We start from the raw sequence: 16,017 nt of genomic DNA on the forward strand, positions 1-16,017 counted from the left end.
GTGTATGGTATCATGAGAGTAGATGTAATTGAAGGATTGACGATACGATACGCGAGGTGCTGGAATGGACAAGTTTATTCTCATAGATGGTAATAGCATTATTTACAGGGCGTTTTTTGCAATGCCGCCGCTAACTAACTCGAAAGGTTTGCACACCAATGCGGTATACGGTTTTACCACGATGTTACTGCGGTTACTGGAAGAACATAAACCGACACATGTGATGGTGGCTTTTGATGCAGGTAAAGTCACGTTCCGACATGAAGGTTACCAGGAATATAAGGGTGGCCGGGAGAAAACACCACCGGAGTTGTCAGAGCAATTTCCACTCCTGAAAGAGCTGCTTCAAGGCTTTGGTATTGCCCAGTTTGAGCTTGCAGGATTTGAAGCCGATGACATTATCGGAACATTAACAAAACGGGCAGATGAAGCGGGAAGACAGGTTCTCGTTGTGTCGGGTGACAAAGATATGTTGCAGCTCGCGTCTGAACATGTGCATATCGGGCTTACGCGTAAAGGGGTCACCGAGATTGAGCTGTACGATCCTGCTCAGATTAAGGAGCGCTATGGTCTGACTCCGCTTCAAATTATTGATCTCAAAGGCCTGATGGGCGATACGTCTGACAATATCCCAGGCATTCCTGGTGTCGGAGAGAAGACGGCTTTGAAGCTGCTGCACCAGTTCGGCTCGGTCGAGGAAGTTCTTAACGGCACAGGTGAGCTGAAGGGTAAAATGAAAGAAAAGATTGAGGCACATGCCGAAGATGCCCGTATGAGCAAGCAGCTTGCCACGATTCACCGTGAAGTTCCATTGGAGCAAACGTGGGAAGATATGCAGTTCGCCGGATTAAAAGAGGAACTGGCAGGCCCGGCTTTGGCCAAGCTCGAATTCAAGTCTTTGCTTGAACGTCTGTCTTTCCGTGGAAGTGTAGCTTCTGAACAGGAAGCCGTACCAGCTGCTGCGGTGGAATCGTCCATTGCAACAGAAGAAACGATTAGTGATCTGTTCGGCTCACTCGGATCCATTGATGTGCTGCATGTGGAGACACATGGCGATAACCCGCATCAGGCAAAACTGATTGGACTTGCTGTAGGTTCAGCTGGAGCCTATACATTCCTGTCTCCCGAGCTGCTTCAGTCTGAAGCAGCAGCTCCAGTACGAGAATGGCTCGGTAATGCAGAACAACCCAAGCGAGGTTATGACCTGCATCGTGTTGACCTGGCGCTGCATGCGCATGGGATTGATTTTGCAGGAGCGTCCTTTGATGTGCAGTTGGCTGCCTATTTGCTTGATCCAACCGAATCGAATCAGACAATTAGCGGCCTGACTACGAAGTATGGTCTGCCTTCGCTTGTTGAGGATGATACGGTTATGGGCAAAGGTGCAAAATACAGGGTGCCTGAGACAGATATACTCGGAGATTTTCTGTGTCGCAAAGCTGCGGCGGTAGCAGCGATTATTCCGCTCCAGGAGCAGGCGCTGGAGAGCAATGAGATGAACGCACTCTTCCATGAACTGGAGATGCCTTTGTCACGCATTCTTGCTGATATGGAGAAACAGGGCATTAAGGCTAATACGGCAGATTTGCAGGCTTTGGGCAGTGAGTTCGAAGAAAATATCAGCAGGTTGATGGCGGAAATCTACAAGCTTTCCGGTACGGAATTCAATCTGAATTCACCGAAGCAATTGGGTGAGATTTTATTCGATAAACTCGGTCTGCCTGTGGTGAAGAAAACAAAGACAGGATACTCTACAGACGCCGAAGTATTGGAGAAGCTGGCTCCTTATAACGATGTGGTCAAGCACATTCTGCAATATCGTCAACTTGCCAAGCTGCAATCCACATATGTAGAAGGACTGCTTAAAGAGATTTCAGATAAGGATGGCAAGGTGCATACGTTTTACCGTCAGACGATTGCAGCTACCGGACGTCTGAGCAGCCAGTTCCCGAACTTGCAGAACATTCCGATTCGCATGGAGGAAGGACGTAAAATCAGGAAGGTGTTTGTTCCTTCTGAACCGGGCTGGTCTATCCTGGCAGCAGACTATTCGCAGATTGAACTACGCGTACTCGCTCATATTTCAGATGATGAGCGGCTGAAGGAAGCTTTTGTCCAAGACATGGATATCCATACGAAGACTGCCTCCGATGTGTTTGGCGTGAAGGCTGAAGATGTGGATGGAGACATGCGTCGTTCTGCAAAGGCGGTTAACTTCGGGATTGTATACGGCATCAGTGATTACGGCCTTTCGCAGAACCTGCACATCACGCGTAAGGAGGCGGCACAGTTCATTGATCAATACTTTGAAGTGTTCCAGGGTGTGCGCCGATATATGGATGATATTGTGAAGGAAGCGCGTCAGGATGGTTATGTCAAAACGCTGCTGGAACGTCGTCGTTATCTGCCAGAAATCAATGCAAGCAACTTTAACCTGCGTTCCTTTGCGGAACGGACAGCGATGAATACGCCGATTCAGGGAACTGCGGCAGATATCATCAAGCTTGCCATGGTACAGATGGATGAAGCACTGCGTGAACGCAAGCTGAAGAGCCGTATGCTGCTTCAGGTGCACGATGAGCTTGTATTCGAAGTGCCTGCGGATGAGCTGGAACTGATGAAAGAATTGGTTCCTTCAGTGATGGAAAAAGCATTGGAGCTGTCTGTGCCGCTGAAAGCGGAAGTCAGCTACGGGGAAAACTGGTACGAGGCTAAATAATGGATCCTCAGCGGGTTTTCCGTTATTTTACAATCTGTTTTTCAACTGTTTTCGATATAAGAAGGGGTCCCGCTGAGCGCCATCTTCCGTTATAATATAGGGGAGGTGAGAACATCATGCCGGAATTACCGGAAGTCGAAACAGTCAGAAGAACATTGAATCAACTTATTGTTGGCAAGACCATTGACTCAGTTACCGTTAGCTTGCCGCGGATTATCCAGCGGCCGGACGACATAGATGCATTTGCAATGGAACTTGCGGGACATACCGTGATCGGTGTGGAGCGCAGAGGCAAGTTTTTGCGTATTTTGCTGGACGGGCTGGTGCTCGTCTCCCATCTGCGGATGGAAGGAAGGTACGGGGTATACCAACAGCATGAGGACGTGGAGAAGCATACCCATGTCATCTTCCACTTTACCGATGGAACAGAACTACGGTATAAGGATGTGCGTCAATTCGGTACAATGCATCTCTTCAATGCAGGGGAAGAATTGGTATCCAAACCTTTGTTGAAATTGGGGCTAGAGCCGCTTGATCCCGCGTTTACTGTGGCTGCATTCCGTGATGCTGTTGGCAAACGGACAACCAAAATTAAGGCCGTGTTGTTAAATCAGGCATATGTGGTCGGCATCGGGAATATCTATGTGGACGAGGCTTTGTTCCGCGCAGGCATTCATCCAGAGACTATTGCCAAGACATTGACAGAAGCGCAGTTATCCGTACTGCATGAAGCGATCGTAGCTACGCTGCAGGATGCGGTGGATGCAGGTGGGTCCTCCATTAAGTCCTATGTGAATGGACAGGGCGAGATGGGAATGTTCCAACATCAGTTGAAAATATATGGACGCAAATCTGAACCTTGTGCAACTTGTGGCACATTAATCGAGAAGAGTGTAGTAGGCGGCAGGGGCACGCATTATTGTCCGAAGTGTCAGCCGCTGCTCTAAATCGGTGATGGGTTTGGCAGCATGAACGAAATCGTTAAATTGTAGCACCCTTGGACTCCTCCCTCCATATACTGATATGGCAGAAATAAGCGGGCGTATACCCATACTGGCAGCCGCCGGTTGGAACGAGTTCCGCACAGGGGAGGAATCCGGGGTGCTGCATCATTTTATTTCATTACTGGCGCTTGCTTTGGCGCTTAGTTTAGATGGTTTTGGAGTCGGGATTACATATGGACTGCGGAGGACTAAAATTCCGCTGTTATCCATTGTCGTCATTTCCATCTGTTCGGGTCTGGTTATTGGGCTATCCATGCAAGTAGGTGTACTTCTGTCCCATGTGGTATCTCCGGATGCGGCTTCGATTGTTGGAGCGGTTATTCTGATTGGTATTGGCGCATGGTCGTTGCTGCAACTGATTCGAAAACGAGGCAAGGAACAGCTGGAAACGGACAACGGAGTGGGTGAGGGAGCAGGAGCAGGAGCAGGAACAATTCGAAGTGGTGCGCAATCCTCACAAGAAGCTCAGTCGAAAGGCAGAAATCAGGTGCTCGCGCTTGAGCTTGAGCAATCGGCTTCTGGAGGATCTCTGGAACGAATGGTCTTTACACTTGAGCTGCGGAAGCTGGGGGTAGTCATTCAGATTCTGCGTAGCCCCTCAAAGGCAGATATGGACAATTCGGGAAGTATATCTGTTCAAGAAGCGATGTGGCTTGGAATTGCTCTTTCTCTGGATGCTTTCGGCGCAGGATTGGGGGCCGCATTATTGGGATTCCCGACCTTGTGGACTGCACTAGTTATTGCGTTGTTTAGCGGGGTATTTCTGTCAATGGGCATGAGGGTTGGGTTGCGCTTTGCTGCACTGAGTTGGATGCGAAGATTATCCGTGCTACCTGCTCTTTTATTAATGATTATGGGAATAATGAAGTTGTTGTGAGGTGAAATAATGAATATTGGCTTAACCGGCGGGATCGCGACAGGCAAAAGTAGTGTTTCCGCCTTTCTCGCCAGTAAGGGAGCGTTGCTCATTGATGCAGATGTTATTGCCCGGGAAGTCATGATGCCCGGGCATCCCGTTCTGGCTGCGGCCGTTCAGCGGTTCGGACAAGCCATATTGAATGAGGACGGAACACTGGATCGGAAAAAGCTGGGCAGTATTGTGTTTCAGGATCCAGAGGAACGCAAAGCGCTGGAGGCTATTACACATCCTGCAATCCGTAAGGAGATGCGCGAACGTGCTGCGATATACGAGCTTGAACATCCGGACAAGCTTGTCGTATCGGATATTCCGTTATTGTACGAGTCAGGGCTGGAAGAAGGCTTTGAAGAAGTGATGGTTGTATATGTCCCTAGGTCCGTGCAGCGGGAACGACTGATGAGCCGAGACGCAATGACAGTAGAACAAGCAGATGCCCGTATTGACGTGCAAATGGACATTGAAGATAAGAAGCAGCGTGCTGATGTGGTTATTGATAACAGCGGCTTGTGGTCAGAGACGGAGCAGCAAATTATTTCATTTTTGCATCGTAAAGGTCTATTATGAAATTGCTGCGTAAAAAACGAGTATTGTTGTTGATGTTTGTGTCTTTTGTATTGGTGCTGTTCCTGAATACGAACTGGATGTCATGGTTCTATCCGATTCATTATAAGGAAGAGATTCGTGCACAGTCTCAGAGTTATGAGGTCGATCCGTTTCTTATAGCCTCCATCATCAAGGTGGAAACCAATTTTAAGACAAGCAAAGAATCCAGGAGAGGGGCTATTGGGCTGATGCAGCTTATGCCCGACACCGCGAACTGGATTATGGAGCAAGCCAAAATTCCGGGCACCTCATTGGAAGAATTAAAGCACGAGCCTGAAAGAAATATCCAGTTGGGTACCTGGTATCTACGCAATCTGTCAGATCAATTTGACGGGAATGAAACGGCTATGATTGCTGCGTACAATGCTGGTCCGGGCAAAGTAAACTCATGGCTGAGGGATGGTGTATGGGACGGCTCGTTTGAGACTGTCAAGGATATTCCGTTTGGTGAGACCCGGCACTATGTACAACGCGTCATTTATTATTATAATCAATATGTAAAGATCTATAATACGTTCTAAGAGAAGACATTTTGGACATGGTCTGAAATAAGTAGAAGCACCGAGCAGACCGGTTATTCACCGGCCGCTCCATGCTCCTCTGTATTACCGTATTACGATGCAGATATTATTGGTATTGACCTGCCAATTGCTGTTCTGCAATTGTTACCAGACGCTTCGTGATGTATCCACCGATCGAACCGTTCTCGTAAGAAGTCATGTTACCTTGGTATCCGTCTTGTGGAATGCTGATTCCAAGTTCTTGAGCAACTTCATATTTCATTTGCTCGAGAGCTGCGGAAGCTTTAGTTACCACCAGGTTGTTGGAGTTACCATTGCTTTGTGCCATTGCTGTTCACCTCCTCGCGGTTGGTAAAAGTATTATGTGTCGTCAATACGATTTTCATAACTAATGATTACAGGGAATTTGTGGTAAAAGTAAAACATGGGAAGTGATCTGAATTGAAATGTCCTTATTGCGCCTATCTGGGCACCAAGGTGCTTGATTCAAGGCCGGCCAATGAATCGAAATCGATTCGTCGTCGTCGTGAGTGTGAGCAATGTAGCCGTCGATTTACAACTTTTGAAATGGTGGAAGAAACGCCGCTGATCGTCATCAAGAAAGATGGTAGTCGCGAGGAATTTAGCCGGGACAAGATTCTACGTGGCCTAATTCGGGCTTGTGAGAAACGTCCGGTCTCGGTAGAAACGCTGGAGATGATGGTTTCCGAGACAGAAAAGGCCCTGCGAAATACAGCTGACGCTGAAGTGGAGAGCCGCCAGATTGGTGAGCTACTGATGGAACAGCTGTTTCCCGTTGACGAAGTAGCCTATGTACGTTTTGCTTCGGTGTATCGCCAATTCAAAGACATCAATATGTTCATGAAAGAATTAAAATCTTTGTTGTCCAAAGAAGACATCGAGGATTAATGAAGCGGTAAGGGAGAAGAGCAATCTGGGGTTACCGTAACGTGTGTTCCAGTAAAAAGGATGTTCTTCTCCAATCACTTTAAATTCAACAAAAAGTTGTTGACAGCCAAAGCTGTATTTTATATGATATAGGAGTCGCCTGCGGAATGAAGCAGAGATAGACAACCGTTTACATTCATATTTTGGGGCCTTAGCTCAGCTGGGAGAGCGCATCGCTGGCAGCGATGAGGTCAGGGGTTCGATCCCCCTAGGCTCCATAATTAAAAGCCTTTAAACACAAAGATTTCTGTGTGTTTAAAGGCTTTTTTCTGTGCACGGTCATTTCATCGGAAAAAGCCTGCAGCTTACGTTCTAATTGGCCGGATACGGCATTTTATTCACGATCTTGTCGTATTAATCTGGACAGCGCATAACACTGATGTTATATTGTTTCTATAAGAAACAATATTATTCGTAAAGAAAATTATTTTAGTTGGAATCTCTATGAATAGTGGATATCTAAAAAATGGCTCAAGACCGTTAGATACTTGGTTAATGCTTGAGCACAATGAAGGGATGGAATGAATGATGAGTCATTTGGAGACAACAATTGAATCTTTTGACGGAACTCAGCTTTATTTCAGCAAAAATATTGTAAGCGGTGCCATGGCAGGCGTGGTCATTGTTCATGGCTTGTGTGAGCATGCCGGACGCTATGATTATTTGACAGATAAACTAAACAAACGTGGTTTTAACGTATATCGTTTTGACCATCGTGGTCATGCAAGATCAGAAGGGAAGCGTACGTTCTACAGTGATTTTCATCAGATCATTGATGATGTAAATGTGGTTGTTGAAGCAGCCTTGCAAGAGAGCGGGGATATTCCGCTTTTTGTCATTGGGCATAGTATGGGTGGCTTCGCAACCTCTTCATTTGGAACGAAATATCCAGGCAAAGTAAAAGGGATTGTTCTATCCGGAGCGTTAACTCGTTACAATACGAAGGTTGCTGGAGAATTACCACTTGATCTTCCCCCGGGCACGTATTTTCCCAATGAGCTTGGTAGCGGCGTATGCAGTGATCCAGAGGTGGTATCCGCTTACGTGAATGATCCGCTCGTAGAAAAACAGATTTCCGTGGATTTGTTTAATAGTCTGGGGAATGGAGTGGCCTGGTTAAAAACACATGCGAAGCAGTTTGTTGATCCTGTACTTGTTCTGCATGGAGCAAACGACGGGCTGGTGAGCGAACAGGATTCGCGCGACTTTTACGGTGATATTGCCTCAACCGATAAAACGCTGAAAATATATGCACATCTCATGCATGAAATATTTAATGAACCTAATCGGGATGAAGTCATTGAGGAAGCGATCACATGGATTGAAAAACATATCTAAATTCAGTACATTGGAAAAGAGAGATAGAGACACTTTGAAGGTGAAAGGGATTATTCATGAAATTAGACTGGATGGGCGACCATCGGGAACTTATTGAGAAGATCATCAAGTATGGTAATGCATATTCAAACACCTATAAGCTGCAGCGAAGTTATGGTACGAATATGACGTTCTCCGCTTCGCAGATTCAGACGCTGGAGTACATTCTGGAAGCGGAGGACAAGGAAGAAAAAATGTCGGAAATGGCAGCACGACTTGGCGTGAGCCGCAGCACGTTTTCCAAAAATGTGAAGGTTCTAACGGAAAAAGGATTACTCGAAAAATACCATTTAAGTGGAAATCGCAAAGACATTTATGTCAAACCTTCGGCCAATGGACGCGAGGCGTATGCCCAATATACTGAATTTGTTCGTGAGCTGTGCTTTGATGATATTTTTCAGTATGCTGATACGATTTCAGAGGCTGACAAGAAAAGCTTTATACGTATTATGGATTTATTTGCCGATGTATTACTCTGGTATGGTGAAAAAGAACAGGAACCGCGAAAGCTCATCAAAATTGATGCGAATCGTGATTAAGAAGAGCGCATCATATAAGGAAAGTTGAATAAGTCATTACTAGGTTAAGTGAATACTTTTGATGGTCATAGTCCTGTCATGTAGACAGGACTATCAGACAACATTGAAGCTGCGACGGTTTCCCAGTAGTATACTGGGGAACGGTCGTTTATTTTTTATCCATTCTGAAACTTTTACTTTGGGAAGAATGTACTCCGGATGAATCAGCAATGCTAAAATAAAGAGGTATAGCCAATTTAACCGTGTAGAATGAGCTGAAATTAGAGTCATTACCCGCCCGGTATGAGTCACGGAGGATCAAAAAATGAACAACTCGGAATGGGCAGAGTCCTATTTTCCAATATATACAGCAGACCGTATTCAATCATTGTACAGTACATCAACGATGCCGATACATCAAATCCATGAAAATCTGACGGTTCTGATGGCCGTTGCCAGTGGGAAAGGTACACTTCGTATTAACGATGAACTTTACGAACTTGTCGAAGGCATGGTCATCCTTAATCCGGCCAAGAGGGACGCTGTCATAGAGACGGATCTGACGCATCCTCTTCATCTGTATACACTCTCCATCAGCACGCAGGAACAGACCAGGTCATTGCCCACGGGAACGATGGGACGGCCAAGTGTGTTAGCGGCAGAACCCTCTGTTCAGATCTTTCCGTATGAACCAGCAATTGCAGCACAGCTAGAAGAGCTGTATGTTCATCGTTTACCTGGTAACGAAGTCAGGCATTTGCGCAACCAGATTCTTTTTCATCAGGTGCTTATGAGTTTGTTGGAGCGCATGGAGGCAAGGTATGCTGCAACGGAGCAGCCCTCCATGGAACGCAGTATTACCTATATGGAGAACCATTTTAGTGAGAAAATCACAACGGAAGGACTCTCGGAAATTGCCGGGGTCAGTCGTTCTCACTACTCCATTCTTTTTAAGCAGCTTACTGGATTCCCACCCAATGAATACCTTTCACGCTTGCGTGTTCACCGGGCCAAAGAGTTATTAATTAGCGGAACCGTTTCCCTTCGTGAGATTGCGCTGAAGGTCGGATACAAGGATGAATTCTATCTTAGCCGCCGCTTCAAGCAGCAGACCGGAGAGAGTCCTTCCGGTTATACGCGCCGCAGGCCATATCAACGTGTGGCTGTGTGGTATGCACCCTATGCAAGCCATATGATGTTACTTGGTTTGGAGCCAACGATTATCATCTCGGAAAGCAGCGAATATGTGAGTACAGAGGGGATGCCCTCCCCTCAAACGATACGTTTTATCCATTCGGACAGTTCGCCTGAACATATAAAGTCTGCATTGCTTGATGCAAATATTGAGCTTATCATTGCAGCAAATCAGCACCTACACATGAACGGATTAAACCCTGAACGTCTGCGATCTATCGCCCCTATTGCCGAAATAGCATGGATGGAGCTCGGTTGGAAAGAGCATCTGCGTTTCATTGCACAGGCGATTCAGAGGAGGGAACAGGCAGAGCAATGGCTGGCAGCCTTCGAAAAGGAGGAACAGCAGGCACGGGAAGCCATTCAACAAAGCCAGATTGTGAATGAGACGCTGACCATCCTGGTCATAAAACCGGGCACCTTGCAAATATATGGAATCAGAAATGTCGGATATGTGATGTATCAATCACTCGGATTACGTCCTCCGGCCAAGATTGCCCAGGCAATACAGCGGTATGGCGATCAATTTCATTCGGTTTCTATCCAACTATCCGAACTACACGATTATGAGGGTACTCGTATGCTCGTCATTGTTTTTCCAGATGAAAAAGGGTCAAAGGCCCACTCAGAAAGTATATTTAACTCGGAACACTGGAGAAGACTCGAAGCAGTGAAGCAAAATCGGATCTATGATCTGGAGCAGGAAGAGTGGGTACCCTACAATCCGATTTCCATTCGTCTGCAGCTTGGACGGGCTGTGTCCTTATGGACGGGCATTCAATAATCCAAAGGTTTTCTCAAACAAAAAGGCATGGTTAGGTTTATCCTGCATGCCTATAATTAGCTATGGTAATGAGAATGATTTTCATATTCAAAGAGAAAAGGGAGAGAGTCATCTGATGAGAAAGCTATTTGTTCCATTTATGTTGGTTCTGGTTTTATTGCTTAGCGCTTGTGGAACCAATTCAGCCAAAGATACAACTGAGAATGCAACAGCCTCCAACGAATCCGCTTCTTCGAACACGGATGCAGCAGGTTCTTCATCTGATTCAGATTCGGGCACATTCACTTATCAATCGGAGACAGGTCCTGTGGAAGTTCCTTTCCACCCGCAACGTGTGGTTGTACTGACCCGATTCCTGACAGGAAACGTGATGGCATTGGATGTGCCACTGGTTGGTGTGGATGAAATGTCCAAGGAGAACCCCAATTTCAAAGAGAAACTGGCCAATACAGAGGCGGTTACCGACGAAAGTCTGGAGAAAATTATTGAGTTGAACCCGGATCTGATTATCGGCCTGTCTGATATCAAGAACATTGATAAGCTGAAGCAGATTGCTCCAACAGTCACCTATACATATGGTAAGGTGGACTTCCTTAAGCAACAGCTGGAGGTCGGAAAGCTTGTGAACAAAGAGAAAGAAGCTCAGGCATGGGTTGACGATTTTGATGCTCGAAGCAAAAAAGCGGGTGAAGAGATCAAAGCCAAAATCGGTGCTAACGCAACCGTGTCGGTTATCGAAACCTTCAATAAACAACTCTATGTATATGGAGAAAATTTTGGACGTGGGACTGAAATCCTGTACCAGCAGTTTGGTCTAGGTATGCCGGAGAAGGTGAAGGAAGCCACCAAGAAAGACGGATTCTTTGCTGTATCGAACGAAGTGCTGAAAGACTACATGGGAGACTATGTCATTTTTAGCAAAAATGCCGATGAAGATAATTCGTTCCAAAACACCGAAACGTACAAAAATATTGATGCGGTGAAAAATAATCGGGTATTCGAAGCCGATGCCAAAGCGTTCTACTTCAATGATCCACTGAGCATGGAATACCAGCTGGAATTCTTTATCCAACATTTTCTTGGCAAGTAAACATGGAATGCAATGAAAAATAAACGACTTCCTTTTCGGTTTGCAACCAAGCTGCTGGGTAGTGTACTCGTACTTATCGTGTGCTTCATCATCGCCATGATGTTTGGCGCAGAAGAAACGACATTCCGCAATCTGTGGCTGACGCTGACCTCTGCGACCAAGAGCGATAATATTCTTATTCTGCGAGAGATCAGACTTCCGCGGGAACTGGCTGCCATGCTAATCGGAGCGGCACTTGCCGTCTCCGGAGGAATCATGCAGGGAATTACTCGCAACCCGCTGGCCGATCCGGGGTTACTTGGTCTGACTTCAGGTGCCAATATGGCACTTGCCCTGGCTTTTGTCTTTATGCCATCACTCGGATATTTTGGAATTATGGTTGCTTGTTTTGTTGGTGCCGCACTTGGAGCAGTATTGGTTATTGTGCTCGGCTCGATGCGGAGAGGGAGCTTGTCTCCCATCCGTGTGGTGTTGGCGGGGGCTGCGGTATCTGCTTTTATGTATGCCATCTCGGATGGCATCAGTATCTTTTTCAAAATTTCCAAGGATGTATCCATGTGGACTTCGGGAGGACTCATCGGAACAACATGGGGCCAAGTTCAAGCCATTGCGCCTGTCATACTGTTGGGTCTAGTTATAGTTCCATTCCTTTCCAACCAAATCAATATCCTTAGTCTGAGCGATGAAGTGGCGACGGGATTGGGACAAAAGCTTGTACTCGTCAAAACCATCCTGTTCCTGCTCGTTATTGTGCTTACCGGAGCATCGGTTGCATTGATCGGAAATATGGCCTTTGTTGGCTTAATGATCCCCCATATTGTCCGTAAAATGGTCGGCACGGATTATCGGTATATTATTCCGGTATCCATTTTTGCCGGAGCATCGTTTATGCTGCTTGCCGAAACGCTGGGTCGAACGATAAATGCACCTTACGAAACACCTGTGGTTGCCATTGCTTCCATGCTTGGTTTACCGTTCTTCCTGTTCGTTGTGCGTAGAGGGGGCAAAACGTTATCATGACGATGTCTGCGCGAATTCGCAAGCAACGACTAATACTACTGATCTGTTTGTTTCTAATTCTCATCACGGCTGTAGTGGGTATGAGCTGGGGATATTCTTCATTGTCCTTCAAAAGAGTCATTCCCGTGTTATTTGGCCAAGGTACATTCAAAGAGGACTTTGTTCTGTTTTCGGTCCGATTACCCCGAATTTTTATTACGTTACTGGCCGGTATGGCGCTTGCGCTGTCAGGCTCCATTTTGCAAAGTGTTACGCGTAATGACTTGGCCGATCCAGGTATCATCGGGATCAATTCCGGTGCAGGTGTAGCCGTAGCAATCTTCTTTCTGTACTTCCCGATCGAACCTGGTACGTTCGTCTATATGTTGCCGTTAGCTGCTTTTATCGGAGCATTGCTGACTGCGGCGCTCATCTATATGTTCTCGTATAGCCGGACCAAGGGACTTGATCCCATAAAAATGGTGCTGGTCGGGGTTGGATTCTCGATGGCGCTGTCAGGCATCATGATCGTCATCATATCTTCAGCTGAGCGCTCCAAGGTTGATTTTATTGCCAAATGGATATCCGGTAACATATGGGGGGCGGACTGGCCCTTTATATGGGCCTTGCTGCCTTGGCTGATTATTTTGATCCCGCTTACGTTGTTTAGAACCAGACGCCTTGATTTGCTGGGGCTCAACGAAGCAACGGCAATCGGAGTAGGGTTAAAGCTGGAGCGGGAACGGCTTGTACTTATTGTAATTGCTGTTGCCGCAGCAGCCTCTGCTGTATCGGTTACAGGTGGAATCGCGTTTATCGGTTTGATGGCTCCGCATATCGCCAAAGCGCTAGTCGGTCCACGTAACTCGTTATTTATTCCTGTAGCGGTACTGCTTGGAGGTTGGCTTCTGTTAATTGCCGATACCGTGGGGCGTAACCTGGTTGATCCTGACGGGATTGCCGCAGGAATTATGGTATCCCTGATCGGTGTGCCTTATTTTGTTTATTTGTTATTAAAAAAGTAATTCCAAATACGTTAGACTATTTGAAAAATTTAGCTTAGTAGGCTATCTTTTGTCATCAAGACAAGGGATAGTCTTTATTTGAGTTTTGACGGGGAGTTACTTCAACGTACTTATTTATCCATACTAGTTTACTAACGTGAAGCTCAAGCTAACCGATATGACTTGATTCCTGTGATAAGATAAACTAAGCACAGCCTAAACCCATGCTAAAAGAGAGCAGGTGGAATGAACATGGCAGATGTGGATCAATTAGCTTTAATATTTGCAGAGAACTCTTTGAAAATAGATGGAATCAATCGATTGGTTTTGCAGCCCAACAGTATATTGCGTGATTTCAGAACGTTACATAATGGATTCCTTTTTGTGGTACGGGGAGAAGCCAGCATGTCAGTGAATGGAACGGTATACGAGCTACAGCCCGGATCGGTTTTTCATGCAGCACCAGGCATGCTGTTGGACTCACAAGTAAATGGCCATGCGGAGTATGAATATTATTTGCTGTTTTATAGTTTTGACCATTTGGAAAAGGGTGATAGTGTGCAGGAATGCAACGCTCATTTCAAAATGGACTCCGGGGCCAATCCAAGAGTTGTTGAATTACTGGTTATGCTGCAGGAGCAGCTGCACGCGCCAGGGGGAATTGGCAAACTTCGAATCAAGGAATTATTTATAAGCATCTTGGTTCAGGTTTTTACAGGCTGTATTCAACGGGAAGGTGGAACTCCGCCGAGTGAGAAGGTGATTGAGCAAGCCATCTCATATATCCATGGACATTACATGAATCTGCTGACACTCGACGAGTTAGCAGAGTTACATGGCATGAGTTCCAAGCGTTTCTCCTACTTTTTTCACAAATACACGGGATTCCGCCCCATCGACTATGTCATCCATTACCGCATGGAGAGGGCGGGGGAGCTGCTGAAATCAGGTAGTTACCTGATTCGCGATGTTGCAATCAGTGTTGGCTATACCAATCCGCTCTATTTCAGTCGAATTTTCAAAAAGAAATTTGGTACTTCTCCTTCGGAATACGCGCACTTTAATTAAGCCTTCATTAGACAATAATACATCTCAAATTGGTGATTTGTGCATTCGCATTTCCAACGTTTTAAAGGTTGATAGAAGTGTGTCTTCGGCCGTTCCAATTTATTCATTCAATATCAAAAATACCGCTCACCCGTCAGTATGACGAGGAGCGGTTTCTTTTTCACAAGCCGCCGATTTTTTCGGTCTGCTTTAATGAATTGTAAGGCTCGTATTTTAGTGTTTTACCGCTTCTCCAGCGAATATTTCAACGTTCATTGGAGCGGCCATGAATGCTGCTGCTTGTTGAACGAAAGCCTGGAAATGGGCGCTTGCATTATGGGACGCTGTAGCGGCTTCATCCTTCCACAGCTCAATCATCGTGTAATGATGTTCACGTTCAGTGCTTTTGGCGAGATCATAGCTGATGTTGCCTTCTTCATTGCGTGTTGCAGAGATCAGCACTTTTGTTGCTTCCAAAAAAGCTTGTTCCTGGTCTGGTTTAACTTGCAAGTGAGCGTGAATGATAATCATAATATTCAACCTCCATAAGTGTAGTTATAATGTTGTTATTGTTTCTGACGCAAAAGGTGCTTTAACATGTAAAACATTGCCTGATATTATGCCCAAGTCGTAATTTTCTCAACAGGCAGACGGTAGGAAGGGTGACCTTCTTTGGCCGATTTACCGATCGAGATTAGCATTACCGGTTGGTAACGATCTTTATCCATCCCGAAAGTCTCAGCGATTTGATCTTTCTCATAACCACCGATCGGGTTAGTATCATATCCATGAGCACGTGCAGCGAGCATCAATTGCATGGAAGCCAGACCTGCGTCAACCAGATTGACATCGCGAAGAGCGGAAGCGGGCATATTATCGTAGTATGGTTTAACAGCTTGCATTTGCATATCTTTGACTTCTTGTGGCATGTAACCAAGCTCAACCGCTTTGCTGAAGATTTCGTCCATGTGTTCCGCATTGTTCATGTCAATGAACACACCAATAACAGCGGCAGAAGTCAGTACTTGGTTCTGATTGAATTTGGCAAGAGGAGCAAGCTTTTCTTTACCTTCTGCCGTATCTACGACCAGAAAACGCCATGGTTGCATATTAACCGAAGAAGGTGCGCGCGAAGCTTCAGCCAAAATTTCGGTCATTTCTTCACGGCTGATTTTGACTTCAGGATTGTATAGTTTTACAGACCGACGGCCGTAAGTAATTTCGTTATAATCATTGGTCTTTTGAAACGTGCTTTGGAATGTACTCATGTATGGTTCTCTCCTCTATATA

Annotated in this window: 16 protein-coding genes and 1 tRNA gene; 14 read left to right on the forward strand and 3 right to left on the reverse strand. The window is 46.0% G+C overall.

Annotation, left to right across the window (positions count from 1 at the left end; genetic code table 11):
* Positions 1–64 precede the first annotated feature (64 nt).
* The 5 genes from polA (at position 65) to P364_RS0105525 (ending at position 5,766) form a co-directional block, all read left to right on the forward strand.
* Complete coding sequence (gene polA, locus P364_RS0105505) at positions 65–2,719, forward strand: DNA polymerase I (RefSeq protein ID WP_024629149.1); 2,655 nt, start codon at positions 65–67, stop codon at positions 2,717–2,719.
* A 116-nt stretch (positions 2,720–2,835) separates the two neighbouring features.
* The gene (gene mutM, locus P364_RS0105510) at positions 2,836–3,666 is read left to right on the forward strand and encodes a DNA-formamidopyrimidine glycosylase (RefSeq protein WP_024629150.1); all 831 of its coding nucleotides are present in this window, start codon (positions 2,836–2,838) and stop codon (positions 3,664–3,666) included.
* A 154-nt stretch (positions 3,667–3,820) separates the two neighbouring features.
* The gene (locus P364_RS0105515) at positions 3,821–4,600 is read left to right on the forward strand and encodes a manganese efflux pump (RefSeq protein WP_024629151.1); all 780 of its coding nucleotides are present in this window, start codon (positions 3,821–3,823) and stop codon (positions 4,598–4,600) included.
* A gap of 9 nt (positions 4,601–4,609) precedes the next feature.
* Positions 4,610–5,206, forward strand: coding sequence for a dephospho-CoA kinase (gene coaE / locus P364_RS0105520; protein ID WP_024629152.1), 597 nt, complete (start codon positions 4,610–4,612; stop codon positions 5,204–5,206).
* Positions 5,203–5,766 (forward strand): lytic transglycosylase domain-containing protein, encoded by a 564-nt coding sequence (locus tag P364_RS0105525; RefSeq protein ID WP_024629153.1) that lies wholly within the window; start codon positions 5,203–5,205, stop codon positions 5,764–5,766. The genes coaE and P364_RS0105525 overlap by 4 nt, the downstream gene beginning before the upstream one ends.
* Before the next feature lie 106 nt (positions 5,767–5,872).
* On the opposite strand, the gene P364_RS0105530 is transcribed toward P364_RS0105525, so the two are convergent.
* Positions 5,873–6,094, reverse strand: coding sequence for an alpha/beta-type small acid-soluble spore protein (locus P364_RS0105530; RefSeq protein ID WP_017689472.1), 222 nt, complete (start codon positions 6,092–6,094; stop codon positions 5,873–5,875).
* 113 nt (positions 6,095–6,207) lie between these two features.
* Here P364_RS0105530 and nrdR point away from each other — a divergent pair, with 113 nt between their 5' ends.
* The 9 genes from nrdR (at position 6,208) to P364_RS0105575 (ending at position 14,748) form a co-directional block, all read left to right on the forward strand.
* Complete coding sequence (gene nrdR, locus P364_RS0105535) at positions 6,208–6,675, forward strand: transcriptional regulator NrdR (protein WP_024629154.1); 468 nt, start codon at positions 6,208–6,210, stop codon at positions 6,673–6,675.
* 184 nt (positions 6,676–6,859) lie between these two features.
* Positions 6,860–6,932, forward strand: a tRNA-Ala gene (locus P364_RS0105540).
* A gap of 310 nt (positions 6,933–7,242) precedes the next feature.
* Complete coding sequence (locus P364_RS0105545) at positions 7,243–8,052, forward strand: alpha/beta hydrolase (RefSeq protein ID WP_024629155.1); 810 nt, start codon at positions 7,243–7,245, stop codon at positions 8,050–8,052.
* A 56-nt stretch (positions 8,053–8,108) separates the two neighbouring features.
* Complete coding sequence (locus P364_RS0105550; RefSeq protein WP_024629156.1) at positions 8,109–8,630, forward strand: MarR family winged helix-turn-helix transcriptional regulator; 522 nt, start codon at positions 8,109–8,111, stop codon at positions 8,628–8,630.
* Positions 8,631–8,934: 304 nt separating this feature from the next.
* Positions 8,935–10,587 (forward strand): helix-turn-helix domain-containing protein, encoded by a 1,653-nt coding sequence (locus P364_RS0105555; protein WP_024629157.1) that lies wholly within the window; start codon positions 8,935–8,937, stop codon positions 10,585–10,587.
* A gap of 115 nt (positions 10,588–10,702) precedes the next feature.
* A complete protein-coding gene (locus tag P364_RS0105560) occupies positions 10,703–11,677 on the forward strand; it encodes an iron-hydroxamate ABC transporter substrate-binding protein (RefSeq protein ID WP_024629158.1) in 975 nt (324 codons plus the stop codon).
* Positions 11,678–11,689: 12 nt separating this feature from the next.
* On the forward strand, positions 11,690–12,697 hold the full coding sequence (locus tag P364_RS0105565) for a FecCD family ABC transporter permease (RefSeq protein ID WP_024629159.1): 1,008 nt from the start codon (positions 11,690–11,692) through the stop codon (positions 12,695–12,697).
* A complete protein-coding gene (locus tag P364_RS0105570) occupies positions 12,694–13,701 on the forward strand; it encodes a FecCD family ABC transporter permease (protein ID WP_024629160.1) in 1,008 nt (335 codons plus the stop codon). Before P364_RS0105565 ends, P364_RS0105570 begins: the two co-directional genes overlap by 4 nt.
* 231 nt (positions 13,702–13,932) lie before the next feature.
* Positions 13,933–14,748, forward strand: coding sequence for a helix-turn-helix domain-containing protein (locus P364_RS0105575; protein WP_024629161.1), 816 nt, complete (start codon positions 13,933–13,935; stop codon positions 14,746–14,748).
* Between the two features lie 213 nt (positions 14,749–14,961).
* Here P364_RS0105575 and P364_RS0105580 read toward each other — a convergent pair whose 3' ends face one another.
* Complete coding sequence (locus P364_RS0105580; RefSeq protein WP_024629162.1) at positions 14,962–15,258, reverse strand: putative quinol monooxygenase; 297 nt, start codon at positions 15,256–15,258, stop codon at positions 14,962–14,964.
* A gap of 86 nt (positions 15,259–15,344) precedes the next feature.
* Positions 15,345–15,995: a nitroreductase family protein gene (locus P364_RS0105585; RefSeq protein WP_024629163.1), complete on the reverse strand. Its 651-nt coding sequence runs from the start codon at positions 15,993–15,995 to the stop codon at positions 15,345–15,347.
* Between the last annotated feature and the right edge of the window lie 22 nt (positions 15,996–16,017).

The organism is Paenibacillus sp. MAEPY2 (assembly GCF_000499205.1).
Taxonomy (GTDB): Bacteria; Bacillota; Bacilli; order Paenibacillales; family Paenibacillaceae; genus Paenibacillus; species Paenibacillus vandeheii.